The sequence below is a fragment of the Tateyamaria sp. genome, assembly GCF_039945315.1.
Taxonomy (GTDB): Bacteria; Pseudomonadota; Alphaproteobacteria; order Rhodobacterales; family Rhodobacteraceae; genus Tateyamaria.
The window spans coordinates 88,991-105,899 of record NZ_JBDUXB010000031.1; the positions used below are offsets into that span (position 1 = coordinate 88,991).

Genomic DNA, 16,909 nt, shown 5'->3' on the forward strand with positions numbered 1-16,909 from the left:
CTCCCGCAAAAGCGGGAGCGTTTTGCGTTCAGCCGACTACAATTGAAGTTCAGCCCGAAGCAGGGACAGTTGGATGCTGTCAGGATTGGCCTCGATGGCTCGATTTGCTGCCTCCTGTGCATCGTCGCGGTTACCCAAAGCGTCGTGGATTCGGATTATCATAACCCATCCTTGCTCGAGCTGCGGGTCGAGTGACACAGCCTCTCCAAAGGCACGCAGTGCGGCATCCATACGGCGCGTGGTCAGACCAATACCTGCCATCACAAGTTGCGTTTCTGGGAAATCGGTCTTGGCCAAGAGCGACCCTTGCCAGTCTTGCATCGCCGCACTTAATGCCTGTGAGATGGCTCCGGGCAATTGTATCGCCCGCAGGCCGAGGAATTCACGCGCGGCAGCAATGCGCACAGTTTTTGCCGGATCACCCAACATGGTACTGAGCACGGCCGCCCGCTCTGCTTCCGGTGCACCCCGCTGCAAACCGACGGCGGCGGCGCGCACCATCGGATCAGGGTCCTCCAACATGGGCACCAATCGGGCGGCAAGCGCAGGGGTTGCTGCCCGGCTCAGCATTTCAAGCGCTGTGGCCCGTGCGATCCCCGGCAATGCGGCATACTCGGCAAGCGCGGCAAGTTCATCAGCACTTCCCGTCACGTCCCGTCGACCGGCGGCAAGTGTCTGACCATAATGTGGCCCTCGGTTTGCACTGTCGGGATACCAGCCCGCGACCGCTTTGGCTGCCCATGCGGCTGTCTGATCACTATGGCAATCGGTGCAGGCATTTGGGCTGCGTGTCTCGATGCTAAGATCGGGGCGCGGAATGCGGAATGAGTGGTCACGTCGGCCATCCACCACCATGTAGTCCCGCTCGATCATATGGCAGCTTTTGCACTGCGCATCTTCGCTGCCGGTGGGGTGAAAATGATGCGATGGGTCATCATAGGACTTGAGCGCGAGCGTCGGGAAGTCTGTGTTGCCGGCTTCGGAATGGCATTGCGTGCACAAGCCATTCCCCTCGACGCGCAGTTCGGCAGAGTGTGGTTCGTGGCAATTGCTGCAAGTCACGCCTTTGGCATACATTTTGGACTGTAGAAATGAGCCATAGACATAGACCTCTTCGAGGATCTGCCCGTCCGCGTGGTATGTACCCTCACGCAGGGTGCTAAGTCGGTAGGCATCATGGAACCCCGTACCGGGCAGCGGGTTGCCGTCCGCAAAAGGTTCGCGGCGTGCGTGGCAGCTTGCGCATTGCTGCACCAAGACTTCGCCGCCTTGCGACATGTTGATCGTAAGCCCTGTCTCGGTGAGCCCGGTCCACGGTTCTTGCGTCGTTTCCAGTCCTTCGGCCCATGCGAGATGCGCTTCGCCCGGACCATGGCAGGCCTCACATCCGACGCCAATTTCGGTTTGGGTGCTGGCGTAACTGAGTGTGTCGGGCGAGTAGTTTTTGCTGAAGTCCGTGGCATGGCATTCGGCGCAGCGGCCGTTCCAGTTCTTGTATGGACCTGTCCAGTGCAGGCCGTCGCCCCCATAAAGTTCCTGATCAGGGTAAAGGTGGTACCAGCGCTTTTCCTCAGTGTCCCAGACCACATCAAAGGACTGCAATTTGCCTTCTTCGGTTTCTAGCAGGTATTGTTGGAGCGGTTCCACCCCAACGACACTGTGCACTGGGTAGCGGGTAATACGCCCGTCTGGTCCATCCGTTTCGATCATGTAGGCGTCGCCATCACGGTAAAACCGGGACATGATACCGTTCTGAGTGAAAGTGGTGTCGTTAAAGTCCCCCAGAATGTTTTCGTCAGCGGTCTTCGTCCACGCCTTGGCATGGTGCGAACCTTCCCACGCTTCGGTCGCGTCAAGGTGACAATCGGCACAAGCGGCTGAACCGACATAGCTCGGTGCTGTATTCGTTTGTGCGGTGGCAGGAGTCGACAAGCCGAGCAGTACGATGGCAGCGCGTGCGAGCCTGCGAAATTGTGGAGTCATGGCACAGGGAACCTCAATAGCCACGCGGGGTCGCGTGTAGGTCTCAGCGTAATCACTGCAGCGTCAGGAACAACCGGAAAAACTTGGCGTGTCATCCCGGTGCGTCCGCACCCACGTCAAACGAAAGGGTTGAGCGGCGGTAACTTTGTCGCTGTGCCGGCGTGATGCCTGAAAATGAGCGCCCGACGCTCTTTGCGCAAACTTCTTTGGATGATCTGCCACTGATGCGAGGAGGAGCCGTTCGACCCACTCTCTCGGTACAATGTACGTCCAAGTGCAGTGATGGCCGTTTCGAGATCTTCGCCCGGTGCGACGCCGCGAACCGATCGTTGCTCGAGCGCGAAAAACAACCCGTTGAGGTCCTTCGCCGCAGCTTTCTTTTCTGCCAGACGGTGGGCCGCAATGGGTGACGCGGCGTAGCGTTCCTGCAGACGCTGCAAGCGGGGCCGCGCGATCGGGTAAACGAAGCGGTAAGCGACCCATGCAACTACAACGGCCAAAACGAATACCAAAACCCATTTAATAGCCGCTCGCGGGTCAATGGGTGTTCTTTCCTTCGGAGGTTGCGCGACAGTGACTGTAAGACCGGGAAGGGTTATCTCCTCGATCTCCTCGGACACCAGATTGTACCATTGAAGCGTGATATCTGGGAAAACCGCAGTACCACCGCTTTGCGCAATGTAGCTGACAGTCTCGGTGCGCGCTCCGGACATGACACCGCGCTCCATGATCTCAGTCACAACCGCATCTTCCGGATATGGTGCAAACGTGGCAGCGGATTCTGTCTCTGTCTCTGTCTCTGTCTCTGCGCCCTCGGCCGAAGACGCCGGCGGTTCCTCAGAAGAGGCGCTTTCCAGCAAAGGCGGTATGAAGAGCGCGCTGGTACCCGAAATAGTGATATCCAGACTGCGAACAACTGCGTCTCCGACGGCGAGCTCCTCTTCTCCGCCTTGCCAGGTCTGTTCTATGCTTAAGCCGTTTGCCAGAATTAGGGGATCAAGATCGCTCGCGCCCTCAGGGACGATTGCGGTAATGGTCGTGGCGGGGACAGGGACAGATAGCGGCACGTCCTCATTGGTTTGTGTGTCTTTGTAAACGATGGACAGTTGTTGTTCCGGGATCTCGGTGACGCCCGCTTGCATCGGATAAATCCGATACGTCCGCTGAACTCCCGCCCATGTTTCCCCCTCGATCCGCTCGCTGACAGGGGATGTGGAGCGTTCTGGCAGGCGCACGATCAATCCCGGCACTTCGAATGTAGGGAATACCGGCGGTTTCGGCATAAACGTCGGCACCAGTACTTTGACCCGTAAAATGTAGGGCTGGCCGACTATGACTTCTTCCTGCTCCGCAACGATTTCGATCTGCGGATCCTGCGCGCTGACCATGCCTGCAACGAAGCACATACAGAAACCCAAGATGGCTGATAGCAGGCGCTTCATTCGGACCTCTGTGAGTTTTCGAGCAAAAAGCGGGTGGCGAGGAAATCCCCTACCTGCGTATCGACAGCCCGCATCCAGTCTTCGGTACTCAGACCTTGGGCGGGGGCATCTGTTTCTTCTCGTTCGATCTCGGTCTCTTCGCCCTGACCGGTTTCGTTGTCGAATACGGTGTCATCTGCACCGATACCCGCTTCTTCACCCGTATCTGATGACAGCTGGGCATTTTCAACATATGCGACAATTGCGCGCGCCACTTCCAGATTAGCCGCTGATTTGGTGTCGTTTGGGTCCCGTTCCACAGCTTTTTCGAATGCTCGAATCCCATCGCGGTAATTGCGGTTGCGCAGCAAGGCCACGCCTTCGCCATTTGCTCCGGCGGCTGTTTCGATAAAGCCGAAGGCCTCAGCAGCTTCTTCGTAGCGGCCAGCGCGCAACAGAGCGAAGGCACGCTGCTCGGGATCCTGAAACAGATCGGCGGCGGCGCTGAAATCCTTGTTGTTAAGCTGGATCTGCCCCTGCTGATCTGGTGTCAGGAACCAGTCTCGCCAGCCTTCGGCCTGTGCTGGCGTACCAACATTACCCAGAAGCAACGCAGCCAACGCCCACCGCATCGTCCAACCGCGTCTGAACCAAGGCACGAACAACAAAAGCGCCAGCCAACCAAGTATCCACCCTTTGTCTTCCCAATCCTGACGCGTGTCTTCCAGAAGGGCTTCGCGATAAGCAGAAAACACCTCTCTCTCAACCCGGTTCAGATCCGAGTCATCGGCACTGATGCTCACAACAGAACTGTTTTCGATCTGATCTAGTTGGGGCAGCTTAGTGCCTGGTCCGGCCACAACGAAAAAGATCACAGGTGGCCGGTCTGCAGCCGATGCATTGAATGCCTCCACATTGCCCGGGCTCAGATCGTCCAGAACGAAGAGGATTGCTCCCGGTGTCTCGGATCCCTCCAGTTCTCCCTCTGCCAGTTCCAGTGCCTGATCTGCGCGGTCGCCTTCTTCCGGCATCATGTCTGGGGCGAGACCGGCCAAATACGACTTTAGGATATTGGGATCTTCGGTTAGGGGCGTGACGCGATGGGCAGAACCGGCATATGCGATCAGGGCGGTTTTGGCCCCTGCGCGCCGCTCAATCAGATCCAGAATTTTGAAAGAGGAGCGTTTCAATCGCGTTGGCTGCACGTCGACGTTTTCCATTGACGGCGTGACCTTGAGAACCACAGCCAATGGAGCGGTTTGTGCAAGTAGCGGGTTGGCCACACGGCTCCATGTTGGTCCGGCGGCCGCTACGACCAACAGTCCGAGGGTCAGGGCAACGCCATCGATTGGATAGACCCGACGCCCCTCGTTCAATCCAACGGTCAGTGCACGGGCCAGATGCGGAGCGATCCCTTCGGGCAGCGGGTCATCACGTGTTTTCTGCCATCGTATGGCCCACCAGATCAGAGCCAGTGGCACCAGTGCGAGTAACCACCATGGGCGCAGAAAATGGAATACTCCAATCAGGTCAGCCACGCCGTGCCTCCCTTACTGAAGACAGCATTAGGCCAAACATCATGGCGATGCCCAAAAGCGCTGCGGCAGTAAAGGCAAGGTGGCCGAACTCCTGTCTCGGTTGAAACGTTGTCGTGTCCACCACTCTGGGATTCAGCCGATCAATTTCTGCATAGATATCTGCAAGACCCTGGGCATCATCGGCCACATAAAATGCCCCATCTGCCCGATTGGCAATCGCCTCCAGCGTGTCGAGATCGACGCGGTCGTCGCCACTTCCGTCAGGGTCTCCGACACCGATGGTGAAGATTTTGACCCCCGCATTTGCTGCAATTTCCGTGGCGTTGAGCGGGCTCATCTGGCTATTGGTGTCCGCACCGTCACTCAGCAATACCAGTAGCTTCTGCTCGATTTCAGAGGCCTCAAAGGTGCGCAATGCGAGGCCAATGGCATCTCCCATCGCAGTATGTGGCCCGGCCATGCCCACTTGGGTCTGTTCCATAAGTTCGGCGGCACTCTCCAAATCTTCAGTGAACGGCGTCTGCAGGTATGCGTTTGAACCAAACACTACCAATGCGACCCGATCGCCCTCACGCTCAACGATAAAGGCGTTGATCACCTCCTTGACCGCGGCAAGGCGCTGCTGGGGATTGCCCTCACTGTCAAGCATATCCCGTGCGTCCATAGACCCCGAGATGTCGACTGCGAGAACAAGATCTCGGGCTGCTTTTTCGGTGACAATCGGCTCACCAAGAACTTGTGGGCGAGCAACACCCACTACGGCCAAAACCCAACACAAGACTGCGACAGTCATCTGCGCTCTGCCCCTTTTGCGTACGAGCGACCCTTGCGACGGAGTTTGGCCGGCTGCGGCCGCGATGCTCTGAAAAAAGGGCACCCGCAGTGCTTGTGCGGTTTCGCGGTGCGGGGGGGCGTACCACCACACCAGAAAAGGCAGGGGCATGATCAGAAAAGCAAAGGGCGCAGCGAAAGACAGCATCAGGACGCCCGCTCCGGTCGACGGTGCTTTTTGATCCAGGCTTCGGCCATTGCCGGAAGGTCCTCGTGGGGTGACTGAGGTGAGAAGGGCGCTTTTGCCAGAACACGGCCCGCGTCCGAACGGACGAAGTTTTTTGCATCAGACGTATAATCGAGGAATTCAAGCCATTCGGACCCTTGCAGTCCAGCGACGGAGTCCCGTTCGAAGGCTGCCAACGCCGTGCGCCGTAATATGCTGGAAATCGCAACCGGATCATCACCTGCCATGCGCAATTCAGCCAGAGCCTCTCGGCGATATTGGGTAGCGCGCCGCCATGCCAACAGCTTCCAGAACCCGAGGCCAATCAGAAAGAGGACTGCCAAACCGAGCCAGATCCAACCAGCGGTTTGCGGCCACATCGACACTGGCGCGGGTGCTTCTGGCAGAACGAGCAGGTCGTAAAGCTCAACCAGATTGAGTTTTTTGAGGTCTTCGCTCATTTCTTTGCGCCACCTCCTGCGACTTGTCCGCCAAGTAGTCGCAACAATTGCGGCAGCGTTTCCTGTGCAGTTGTCAACGGCACAACAGGTACGGCGTATTTGGCTGAAAACTGGAGCAATGACGCCAAGCGGCCAGTGCTGAAGTCAGCCAGCTTTCGTCGCACCGTTTCGTCGCCGATGTTGACCTGAGCCTGCAAGGTACCGTCCGACACTACGATATCCAAATCGGGCGGTAACTGTTCTGATGTTGGGTCAAGTACACTGAACAGTATCAATTCATTGTGCTGAGCAATCGTGCGCAGGTTCTTCTCTGTTTCTTCATCCCACCCATCGAAATCGCTAAAGACGATGACCAGTGCGCCAGACTTCACAATGCGCGCCGCTGCGCTGAGCGGCTTGCTGAGAGGAGTCGAGTCAACCAAGGGTGCATTTGCATTCAGACTGCAATTCGCCTCGGCAAGACGGTCGAGGAACCTGTTCAGCGACCGTGCCGAGGATTGTGGTCGCACTTCTTGCCATCCGTGGTCGTCAAATATGATGCCGCCGACCCGGTCGCCCTTGGCGCGTACGCGGAACGCCGCCAGCGCAGCAGCCTCTGCCGCGGTTACTGACTTCATGTTTAGCGCACTGCCAAAGTACATCGACATCCGCTGGTCCACGATCAACATGACCGGGCGGTCGCGCTCTTCTGTATAGACACGCACGTAAGGTGCCCCGGTCCGTGCCGTGACCTTCCAGTCAATAGTGCGCACGTCATCGCCCATAGCGTAATGGCGCAACTCTTCGAAATTCAGACCTCTGCCCTTGATTTTGGAGGCATGCTGGCCGTTGAGAATACTGTGTGAGGGTTGGCGTGGTCGGAATGAAATCGCGCGCGCGCGCCCTTTCAGCCCGCGCAGATGCGCGAGATCGACGTGTATGCGAGGGTCGCGTTTGCCAAGCATGGAAGGTCCTAAGGCAAGGCCACTTTCGACAGGATCGCGTCTGTCACATCATCAGCCGATACACTGTCCCCCTGCGCTTCGTAGGACAGAGTAAGGCGGTGACGCAGAACGTCATGTGCGACTGCCCGCACATCCTGCGGGTCGACATAGTCACGCCCGTCAAGCCATGCGTGCGCCCTGCTGCACTTGTCAAAGGCAAGCGAGGCGCGCGGGCTGGCGCCGATCTCTATCCAACGGGCAAGGTCTTCGGAAAGGGCTGCGGGAGTCCGTGTGCCATAAACAAGATCGGCGATGTATCTCTCCATCGGGTCTGACACATGTATCTTAGAAATCTCTGCACGGGCCTCGAAGACTGCGCTTTGTGGAATTGCGGGAGGCTTTTCTGACTTTTCTTTGGCTTCGCCTGCGTCTTCTTTTTGCTTTGCAGCCTCTTCGCCGCGCACCAGACGGATTACCTCAACTTCATCCTCAACAGGGGGATAGTCGACACGGACATGCATCAGGAACCTGTCCATCTGCGCTTCAGGCAGCGGGTAGGTTCCCTCCTGCTCAATCGGGTTTTGGGTTGCCATCACGATAAACAGGGGCGGCATTATGTGGGTGGTTCCCGCGACAGTGACCTGCCGCTCTTCCATTGCTTCGAGCAAGGCCGCTTGTACCTTTGCAGGCGCGCGGTTGATCTCGTCCGCCAGTACGATATTGGCGAAGATCGGGCCCGGATCAAATTTGAATTCGGCGCCTTCAGGTCCCTGATGGTAGACTTCCGTGCCGGTGACATCTGACGGCAAAAGGTCTGGTGTGAACTGAATACGGCTGAACTCTGCATCCATGTTTTTTGCCATAGCCTTAACAGCCCGGGTCTTCGCCAGACCGGGAAGTCCCTCGATCAGCAGGTTGCCATTGGCCAGAAGACCAATCACCAGCCTCTCGACCACGTCCTTTTGGCCGATGATAGAGCGCCCCATGCGCGTTTTGAGTTCTTCAATCTGTAAGAGAGCAGTCACAGCAACGTCCGTTTGCACTAGGGATACGTTAAGTTATCATTTTGCATCATCGGGCCCCTGCGTCGTTTAGCAAGCCCATTCTGGTATTCGTTTGTTGTTTGTCCGACCTTGTCCCGACGGTCTTTCTCATCTGTCTTGTTGCGACTCCGTTGGTGACCAAAATAGCCGTAACCAACAAAGTTCCCGACTTTGCGCGTCCAAGCTTTGCAGTGTGTTTGCACAAGTGCGGAAAGTCGGAGACGACCAGATAGCCGTTCATCGGCAACGCCCTTAACATCTTCGAAACTTTTGTTCGAAAACAGCAGTCTTTGCAATTTCGTCAAAATCGGCGATGGTTTGCACGGGACAGAAAGAAAACACTTGGGGAACCATGTCTTTGGCACAAATATTCCAGCCTTGTTCAGGCTTGGCATGCCCTTGTCGGGGGTGACGCTTGTGAAGTTTATTGCTCATCTGTTTGCAACGCTCGCCCTTGTCATCTGCGTTCAGTCGATGCCCGTGGCTGCACAAGATGCCGAGCCAACTGTTCCTGCCACCACCGAAAGTCAGGCTGACGAAAATGACGTTTTCGTAGCGCCGGTGGTGATTGAAGGCGAAACTCTGTTTAATGTTCGCGGCAGTTCTGTGTTGCCCGCCGCTGAACGCGCGGCAAAGGTTGAAGAGCGCATTTACGCGGTTACCGAGCTTCCTCAAAACGCGCCCCTGCACTTCGAAGTCCGCCAAAATGAATTTGGCTTGGCGGTTTTTGCCAACAGCAGAATGATTACCGTCGTGACTGAGACAGATGCAGAGTACGAGCAGTTTGAAATCGATACCCTTGCGCAGTTGCAGGCTGAGGCTATTGAAGCCGCAGTTAGAAATTATTGGCTGGGCAGATCGAATGAGGCCCGCGTCGACAGTGCACTTGGCGCGGTCGGGTGGACCGTCGGATTTTTGATTGTAACCCTGCTGTTCTTTAAGCGACGCGACAAACTAAACCGGGCTGTCGCGCGGTTGACAGAAAGGCAGTTTACCCAGGTCGAAGAAGCAACCAAGTCGATTGTACGAGGAGAGGCAGTCGCGCGTCTGGCCAGTTTCGGATCCAACGTCGTTCTTTGGGTCATCTACCTGTTTATTCTCTACTATTATCTGTCTGTCGTACTTTTGTCTTTTGCCGAGACGCGGCCATTTGCTCAGATCCTTCTGGACTACGTGTCCGAACCGCTGGTCGGCATTATTCTGGGCTTTCTGGGATACGTGCCAAGTCTGATTATGCTGGCGATTATCGCCCTGATCACACGGTATGCCATCCGGGGTGTGCGGATCATCCTCGACAATGTCGAAGCCGGTATTTTCGAGTGGAAGAATTTCGAACCGCATTGGGTTAACCCAACTTACAACATCGCGCGGGTTGCCATTATCGCCATCGCAGTTGTCTTTGCTTACCCACATATTCCCGGCTCGGATTCACGGGCATTTCAGGGCCTCACAATCCTCGCTGGTATCGTTGTCTCCCTCGGGTCGAACACGGTTGTCAGCAATATGATGGCCGGGCTGTTTGTCGTATATCGGCGCAGCACAAACATCGGAGACCGCATTAAAGTTGGCAATCAGGTTGGGGATGTTGTCGAGATCAAGCTGATGGAAACCTTAGTGAAATCCATAAAGAACGAGATGATCAGCATTCCAAACGCGCAGCTTCTGAATTCCGAAGTCATTAACTACTCTCGAACCATCGACGGGCGTGGCCTGTTGGTCAACACGACGGTCGGTATCGGCTATGAAGAACCACAGGAAAAAATCGAGGCGATGCTGGTCGAAGCGGCAAACCGCACCACGCATCTCAAACTCTCGCCAAAGCCGTTCGTGCTTATGACAGCACTTGCTGACTATGCGATAAATTACCAGATCAACGCCTTCTCAACGCGGGGTTCAAGCCTTCCTCAAATTTATTCGGATCTGCACCGGAATATCGTGAGTGTGTTCAATGAGAATGGCGTACAGATAATGACTCCATCTTACATTGCGGACCCGGACGAACCCAAAGTGCCCAAGGAAAAGTGGGACGGGGTTCTCGCTTCGACAAACGAGTAATGTTCGTCCCGAATGGCCACCCTACACGATCGCAGGAAAATAGACGGAGACCGATATGACGTTGACCAAACTCACAGTATTCTCAGGAGAAGACGGTCAAGCGGAACTGCGGGAAGATGAAGTACAGTTTCAATCCTCGGACAACGTTCTGGGGTCTGAGAGACTGAAAATGAGCAAGATCGAACCTTGCAAGCGATCTTTCTTTATCCATTTGCCGGCAGGGTTTCACACCGAGTTTCGATTTGCGGATAGAGAACAGACGTTTGTGTGCCTGAGCGGAGAGTACAGGATCTCAACCGACGATGGATCTGTTCATGAAAAAGGCCCGGGTAGCGTGATACATCTCCTGCGTGACGACGTCTCGACCCACACCTTTGATGTGCTAGGTGCCGAGGGCGCCCATTTTCTCGTTGTCCAGGTCGACTAGTTTTACCTGTACGCGATCTGCGGGTTGGCGCACTCACCCTGCTTGTTTGAAGGATAACGGACAGTGTGGCGCATGCCCACGCTGATCTCGCTCTAATGGCCGATCAGGGCTATGATCATCACTCAAGTCTTGGGTCAGGTGCAGTGCCCAGGCCGACACGGGTTCATTAGTTGGCAAAGCCAGAGTATACTTGAAATGCTGATCAAGCCAATGAGGTTGCTATGCGTTGCATCGCCATTCTGACACTTTCCATTATGCCTGTTTCAGCTTTGGCCGCGGACGTTTGGCAGACTGCGGGCGACTGGACCATCCTGATCAACACCGAAGATACGGGTAAATGTTTCGCGTCTCGAGAGTTGGACGACGGCAGCGAAGTCCAGATTGGTGCTGAACCCACGTTGGATGGTGGGTATTTTGCGATCTACAACGAGGCCTGGACCCATGTCGAGGAAGGTCAGGATGGCACGGTAGAGTTTGACTTCGGCAGTGCCCGCTTTGGCGGCGAGGCAATTGGAAAGATTGAGAACGGAAAGCACGGCGGGTACGCCTTTTTCAACAATCCAGCCTTTGTTCAGGAGTTTGCGCGCAGCCAAACTGTCAAAATCATTGGCTCGCAAGGCAATGCATTCGAGCTGGATCTAACCGGGACAAGCAAAGCCATTCGTGGTGTTTTGGCATGTCAGGACGCTCTTCCCGAGCCCGAGCCCGAGCCCGAAACGGCCAGCGAATAGAGGTTTTACTGCAATTGCAGAATGTCAGGTTTGCACGGTTGCCTGTCGGCAGGCATCTGATCGGCGCCATCCGCCCGACGGCTCCGAGAGCCGCCGATATCCAGTTTAAAGCGTGGGTTTGACAGCTTTCCAGTGACTTCGAACGGCCACGCTGAACGAGAGAGCGGGCTATTGACCTTGCGTGGCTCTGCTCGGATCTCAATTGAATCGCCGATCCAGTCAACCGACCCGCGCGCAACAAGCTGAACACTCTCAGTTTCTGCTACAACAGAGTCAAAAGACACCGCACCAGCGGTGATGTTGACCGGGGCATTTACACATACCACATTGGTGTACCCTTGCTGGATCTCCTGCGAAAACAGCCAGGGGAAAATGCCCAACCCGGCAAGTTCGAGCAGGCTAGTTGCTACCTTTCCCCGTGACATCGCAATGGACGCAGAACCCGTCATAGAGTTCACAAATGCATTGACCGAGGTCGGGTTTCCGCCAACATCAAATCGACCGCTCAGCGCGCCGTTTGCGTCAAATTTGATACCGGCCATAGCTAGAATGTCCGCGAGATCCCAACCAGATGTCGCGCCCGCAACCGACACATAGTCGGGAGCATCGACCACATCCATGGCGGCCTCGAAGTTGAAGTATCCACCGCCATAGTTGAACTCCAGCGGACCCAGTTTTGCCTTTCCGCCCTCGGATACAAATTCGCTTGAGACACTTGTTATGCCTTGGATGCCTGAGATCTTCTTGAAATCGATCAGGCCGTAGATATCGGTTTCGCGCAAAAATTCGTTGGCATCCACCAGCTTGTCTTCTTCGCTGCCTTCTATCACGAGTGGCTGCAATTCAACGCCATCGCGAACATCTGGGGCTTTGGTTTCCGAAGGAGTTTCATCGGTTTCAGGCAAAACCAGCGGCTGCAATTCAACATCCGCTGACGGCTCGCCTTCACTTACTGTCTCATTTCCGATTTTGGACAGTTCGACCACCCCGGCCAAAGCATTCTTGAGGTCAGAGATATCCATGAATTCACTAATGATTTCCGTCGTTATTTTGTCCCGTCCGTCTTCTTTTCCTGCTTCGATTGTGCCTGTCAGTTTGGATTGTCCTGCACCAAGCCCCAAAGTCCCGGCCCACCGGCCATCTTTGCCGCGGATCGAGAAGTCGAGCCCCAAGGGACCCGTATCCACCGGTTCGAGTTTCAGCGCAGACAGAAACTCGGCGCCATCTTGCAACTCCAAGGCAACATCCACGACTGACCCGTTCAGTGTCGTTACGTCCCCGACCGCAATTTCAGCTTCAAGGGCCCAAACATCTGTGTTCACGGCCTTTGCGGTCAATTGAGTCAGGCTGAGGACACCCGTTGAGTCATCGACTTGGAATTCGGCTTGGATTCCGCCAAATTTTTCGGCGACGTCATCCCCAAGAGTAGAGAGAACCAAAGTGGCTGGCGCATCAATTTTCCCCCCAAGATCGAGCGCTTTGAGTTGCAAAATATTGTTGATGTTTCCGCTTGCGACAAGGAACGGTTTGTCCAGAGGGCCCGCCTGCAAATTTATGTCCTGAAGCGCCAGCGTACCTTCTTCTGTGCGGCGGATTCGACCAATGGATACGGGACCAACTTCATCCAAACCCTGTTCAAATGCGTTGGTCGCCAGTATCAAATTCTCCAACTCCAGCGCGGCTTTCTCGCTTATGATCTGCGTCGAAATTCTTGTCAGCTTCAAATCCGCAAGGTCGGCAGCATTCGCTGGTGGCTGCCCTTCCGGGTGAAGGCGCGCGTCAAATTGAAGATCAAAGCCGTCAGCCTCAGCAAGGTTTTCGATGTCGCCTGTAAGCGAGATCAATTGCCCTTTCTCCAAATTTACCGTGGCATTGATATCGGACAAGGCACTGATGCCGCCACTCCGATTCAATGAGAACCGAAGTTGGGCGTTGCCATCGATCCCACCTTCCAGTTTCAACACGTCAAACAGGTCTTGCATGCTGCCGACATCAAGAACCAATTCGGCCGTATAACCCCCACCATCTTCGACGGGCGTCGGATCACCATTAAAAGTCAGAGTGGTTGAGCTGAATGTGGCGGCGTTCGTAAATGGTCCTGAATCTGGATATAAGCTGTCTAACTCGAAGGGCTGACCATTCACTTGGCCTCGACCTATGACGCCAAGAGCGGCCTCCAACTGATTGAGTGACAACTCTTCCAACTCGAAATCGTACTCGAAGCCAGAAATGGCATCATCGATAATCAAGCGTACGTTTGTTAATGCGACGGTCCTTGTTCTGAGAAATGACAGCAAACTGGGATTGTCTGAATCTTCAACCTGCTCAGGTTGTTCTTCGGGTTTGGGTGTCTCCACGGAGTCGTCGGATTGCTCTGCTGGCGCGCGTTCTTTGACGGCCTCATAGCTTGTTGTTCCGTCTTCTTGTTTCAACAAATCGACACGCAGGCCATCTATGAACAAATTGTTCAGGTCGATGCGACGGTTGAGCAGTGAGACAAGATTGATGTCAAACTCAAGAGAGTTCAGTGTTGCGAGATCGAGATTGGAAATGTTCGTACTCGGGATTTGGACGCCACTCACATGCACGCGGCTGATGCGTGCCACAGCAACGCGTGCATCGCCATTCACCAAGACAGGCTGGCCAACCTGGTCCGACAGCAATTGCGAAATCAAAGTCGTGCGAAAATGGCTGAAATATGGAATTGCCAGAACAGACCATACGAAGGCGACTGCTACGATCACCAACACAGCCAAACCCAGGGTGAGTCTAATGATCCAGCGCTTCATATTCCGTCTCCTCTGGTCAGCTTAGCAGCAGAAACATGTGCTTGTGTATAGCTTTCCCGAAGCATTGCGACGTTCTCTTGCCCGAACCCGTCCACGCAAGGCCGGTCACTCGAAATCATAGGGCGCGAGGTGCTGCGGGAATTCCTTACTTTCGCATGCGTGTGACCATTGCTAGCATGTTCATATGCGCATCATTTTCGTCTGCCTCGTCCTGATCCTGACTCCCTTTGTGGCCTATGCCGAAAAACGCCTCGCTTTGGTGATCGGCAATGACTCCTATGCCGAGGTCAACAGTCTGCAAAAGGCCCGCGCTGACGCGACAGCCGTAACAGACGCTTTGAGAACTAAGGGCTTTACTGTGACCACTGTTTTGGACGCAGAACGGCGCGAGATGAACAAGAAGATCTCGGAATTCACCGGTCAACTTGAACCGGGTGATACGGCGATGGTGTTTTACGCAGGCCACGGGGTCGAAATCGATGGCGAGAACTATCTTTTGCCAACGGACATCGCAGCGCCTGCAAGCGGTGAAAAAGATTTCATCAAATCTGAATCCATTGCGCTGTCCAGCCTTCTGGACAGAATTCGGGCAACGGGTGCGCGCACTACATTGGCCATAATCGATGCTTGCCGGGATAATCCATTTAAAGGGTCGACAGGGCGTTCAATCGGTGGAACGCGCGGCTTGGGGCGGATCACCGCGCCCGAGGGAACGTTTGTGATATTCTCGGCTGGTGCGGGTCAAACAGCGTTGGATCGCCTGTCAGATGAAGACTCGGCGAAAAATTCGGTTTTTACCCGGATGCTGTTGCCCCGTTTGCAAACACCGGGGATCGAATTGCGCGAAATGATGTCCGGTCTGCGTCGCGACGTGCGCGATCTGGCCCGCACCGTCGGGCACGAGCAATTCCCGGCATATTACGACGAACTGCTGGGCCAGTTCTTCTTTATTCCTGCAGGTGGCGCGGTCATCGCCATAGCGCCCCAACCCACCACAGCTGCGCAACCGGTTGACCCTATCCGAGCAGATTTCGAGTTGGCCCGGTCGATCGACACCCGCGAAGCTTACGACGCTTTCATCGAACGCTATGCCGCGCGTAGCGATGAATTCACGGTGCAGATGGCGGTGCAATTACGTGATGAGCTGGACGATGCGGCGCCGGCCAGTGCCAAGCCGAGTGCGCCTGCGAGCCCAACTCAGAAACCCGCGGGAGAGCTATTGGACAGCCGGGAGGTTCTGCGCCAGACACAGGAGCGTTTGAATGCGCTGGGATGCGATGCGGGCACTGCCGATGGAATCATGGGGTCACGGACGCGCGCAGCGTTCCGCCGCTTTTTGTCTGTCACCGACACTGGTCTGGGTGCTGATGATCTGGGTACGGAACATGGGTTGCAAGCGCTCAAGCAGCATTCGGGTCGGGTCTGCAAGGCTCAACCGGCGCCGACCAAACCGGCTGCGTCGGCCACAGCAACGCCTGATGCATCGTCAAAGCCAGCGCCACAGTATTCGATTTCCGGGTCATGGAGTTGGTCAGCCAGTTGCCCCCTTGGGCTCAAGGCAAGCGGGACGACGCGGTATCGGTCTGGCGGCGGCAATGCGTTCACAGGATCCATAAGTGGTTCTGCCGGCCCTGCCACGGTGCGCGGTGTCCTGAACGGGCGCAGTTACTCTGCAACCGAAGACTATGGTTGGGTCCAGAACACATCCACCGGAACGCTTTCTCAGGACGGTCGTTCTTTGAGTACTCTTGTGTCGAATGGCTGCCGCGTCACTGCGCGCAAGAACTGAGCCTTAAAGTTTGAATATTCTCGTCCAAACCTAGCGAAGCAGGAAAAAATACATGGGCCCCACTTATCTCCACATTTTGATAACAAGTGGCGCGATTGGACTTGGAATATACCTCTACAGTCACCCAATTCTTTTACGGGGGCAGTCAAACCTAGTGCGCGCCGTTGTCATATGGGTTGCATTGGTTCTGATACTTCGAGCACTCGACTACGCATTTCTGAGCTGAATTTCTCAAGCACTGCGTGCGGTCCCGCGCCACGATGTTTGGCTTTTTCAAAACGCTCCGGGCTTCCACGCAAAAGTTTCGCTGTGCGTAGCTAGACGGTCTGTCGGATGCATGGTGCAGGCGATGGTCAACCAGCTGACTCAGCGCATCCTAATTGTCGGCATGGTTTGCGGACGAAGGAGATGCAGGGAGTGAGGCCGTTAACGATGTCAAATGGTTGGCCGGACTGACCACCCCTCACAAGCGACTGCATTCAGCGACCTAAAGGGGTGAATATCAACGGTTGATAACCGCCTAAGTGTCGAATTGTTTTGGAAGGTTAAGAGTTTGTGGTGCCCAGAAGATGCACCAGCACCCCGTCCCAGCCTGTTTGGACTTGTCCTGTCTCGCACCATATCCCCCTAAAAATATGGGCTTGCCTGTCCTGCCCTGTCTTGTTCTGTCCGAGGGCATCCACTACCTTAAGGGGGATATTTAGGTGGATGGGAAATGCAGGCACAAAACAGACTTTCGGCATCATTTGTTA

The 16,909-nt window shown here is 55.4% G+C and carries 12 protein-coding genes; 4 read left to right on the top strand and 8 right to left on the bottom strand.

Annotation, left to right across the window (positions count from 1 at the left end; all coding sequences use genetic code 11):
- Positions 1–36 precede the first annotated feature (36 nt).
- The 7 genes from ABJD00_RS09425 to ABJD00_RS09455 all read right to left on the bottom strand — a co-directional run bounded on the left by ABJD00_RS09425 (position 37) and on the right by ABJD00_RS09455 (position 8,348).
- Positions 37–1,983 carry a multiheme c-type cytochrome gene (locus ABJD00_RS09425; protein ID WP_413834340.1) on the bottom strand — a complete coding sequence of 649 codons (1,947 nt, stop codon included), beginning with the start codon at positions 1,981–1,983 and terminating at the stop codon, positions 37–39.
- Positions 1,984–2,099: 116 nt separating this feature from the next.
- Positions 2,100–3,425: a hypothetical protein gene (locus ABJD00_RS09430; protein WP_413834342.1), complete on the bottom strand. Its 1,326-nt coding sequence runs from the start codon at positions 3,423–3,425 to the stop codon at positions 2,100–2,102.
- The gene (locus ABJD00_RS09435; protein WP_413834344.1) at positions 3,422–4,942 is read right to left on the bottom strand and encodes a VWA domain-containing protein; all 1,521 of its coding nucleotides are present in this window, start codon (positions 4,940–4,942) and stop codon (positions 3,422–3,424) included. The genes ABJD00_RS09430 and ABJD00_RS09435 overlap by 4 nt, the downstream gene beginning before the upstream one ends.
- Positions 4,935–5,735: a VWA domain-containing protein gene (locus ABJD00_RS09440; protein WP_413834347.1), complete on the bottom strand. Its 801-nt coding sequence runs from the start codon at positions 5,733–5,735 to the stop codon at positions 4,935–4,937. Before ABJD00_RS09440 ends, ABJD00_RS09435 begins: the two co-directional genes overlap by 8 nt.
- Before the next feature lie 185 nt (positions 5,736–5,920).
- Positions 5,921–6,400 carry a DUF4381 domain-containing protein gene (locus tag ABJD00_RS09445; RefSeq protein ID WP_413834350.1) on the bottom strand — a complete coding sequence of 160 codons (480 nt, stop codon included), beginning with the start codon at positions 6,398–6,400 and terminating at the stop codon, positions 5,921–5,923.
- Positions 6,397–7,344, bottom strand: coding sequence for a DUF58 domain-containing protein (locus tag ABJD00_RS09450; RefSeq protein ID WP_413834353.1), 948 nt, complete (start codon positions 7,342–7,344; stop codon positions 6,397–6,399). Before ABJD00_RS09450 ends, ABJD00_RS09445 begins: the two co-directional genes overlap by 4 nt.
- 8 nt (positions 7,345–7,352) lie before the next feature.
- Positions 7,353–8,348 carry an AAA family ATPase gene (locus ABJD00_RS09455; protein ID WP_413834355.1) on the bottom strand — a complete coding sequence of 332 codons (996 nt, stop codon included), beginning with the start codon at positions 8,346–8,348 and terminating at the stop codon, positions 7,353–7,355.
- Between the two features lie 435 nt (positions 8,349–8,783).
- Between ABJD00_RS09455 and ABJD00_RS09460 the strand changes: the two genes are divergently transcribed.
- The 3 genes from ABJD00_RS09460 (at position 8,784) to ABJD00_RS09470 (ending at position 11,579) form a co-directional block, all read left to right on the top strand.
- Positions 8,784–10,421 (top strand): mechanosensitive ion channel family protein, encoded by a 1,638-nt coding sequence (locus ABJD00_RS09460; protein WP_413834358.1) that lies wholly within the window; start codon positions 8,784–8,786, stop codon positions 10,419–10,421.
- A 55-nt stretch (positions 10,422–10,476) separates the two neighbouring features.
- Positions 10,477–10,848 (top strand): hypothetical protein, encoded by a 372-nt coding sequence (locus ABJD00_RS09465; protein WP_413834361.1) that lies wholly within the window; start codon positions 10,477–10,479, stop codon positions 10,846–10,848.
- A 221-nt stretch (positions 10,849–11,069) separates the two neighbouring features.
- A complete protein-coding gene (locus tag ABJD00_RS09470) occupies positions 11,070–11,579 on the top strand; it encodes a hypothetical protein (protein ID WP_413834363.1) in 510 nt (169 codons plus the stop codon).
- 5 nt (positions 11,580–11,584) lie between these two features.
- Here the strand turns inward: ABJD00_RS09470 and ABJD00_RS09475 are convergent, their stop codons facing one another.
- Positions 11,585–14,368: an AsmA family protein gene (locus ABJD00_RS09475; protein ID WP_413834365.1), complete on the bottom strand. Its 2,784-nt coding sequence runs from the start codon at positions 14,366–14,368 to the stop codon at positions 11,585–11,587.
- A gap of 184 nt (positions 14,369–14,552) precedes the next feature.
- Between ABJD00_RS09475 and ABJD00_RS09480 the strand changes: the two genes are divergently transcribed.
- Positions 14,553–16,157, top strand: a complete 1,605-nt coding sequence (locus ABJD00_RS09480) for a caspase family protein (protein ID WP_413834368.1) — start codon at positions 14,553–14,555, stop codon at positions 16,155–16,157.
- The last annotated feature ends 752 nt before the right edge of the window (positions 16,158–16,909 follow it).

Coding starts and splice junctions, on each gene's coding strand:
- ABJD00_RS09425 (WP_413834340.1), bottom strand. CDS start 1,983: ATGACTCCACAATTTCGCAGGCTCGCACGCGCTGCCATCGTACTGCTC.
- ABJD00_RS09440 (WP_413834347.1), bottom strand. CDS start 5,735: ATGACTGTCGCAGTCTTGTGTTGGGTTTTGGCCGTAGTGGGTGTTGCT.
- ABJD00_RS09450 (WP_413834353.1), bottom strand. CDS start 7,344: ATGCTTGGCAAACGCGACCCTCGCATACACGTCGATCTCGCGCATCTG.
- ABJD00_RS09445 (WP_413834350.1), bottom strand. CDS start 6,400: ATGAGCGAAGACCTCAAAAAACTCAATCTGGTTGAGCTTTACGACCTG.
- ABJD00_RS09475 (WP_413834365.1), bottom strand. CDS start 14,368: ATGAAGCGCTGGATCATTAGACTCACCCTGGGTTTGGCTGTGTTGGTG.
- ABJD00_RS09480 (WP_413834368.1), top strand. CDS start 14,553: ATGCGCATCATTTTCGTCTGCCTCGTCCTGATCCTGACTCCCTTTGTG.
- ABJD00_RS09430 (WP_413834342.1), bottom strand. CDS start 3,425: ATGAAGCGCCTGCTATCAGCCATCTTGGGTTTCTGTATGTGCTTCGTT.
- ABJD00_RS09470 (WP_413834363.1), top strand. CDS start 11,070: ATGCGTTGCATCGCCATTCTGACACTTTCCATTATGCCTGTTTCAGCT.
- ABJD00_RS09465 (WP_413834361.1), top strand. CDS start 10,477: ATGACGTTGACCAAACTCACAGTATTCTCAGGAGAAGACGGTCAAGCG.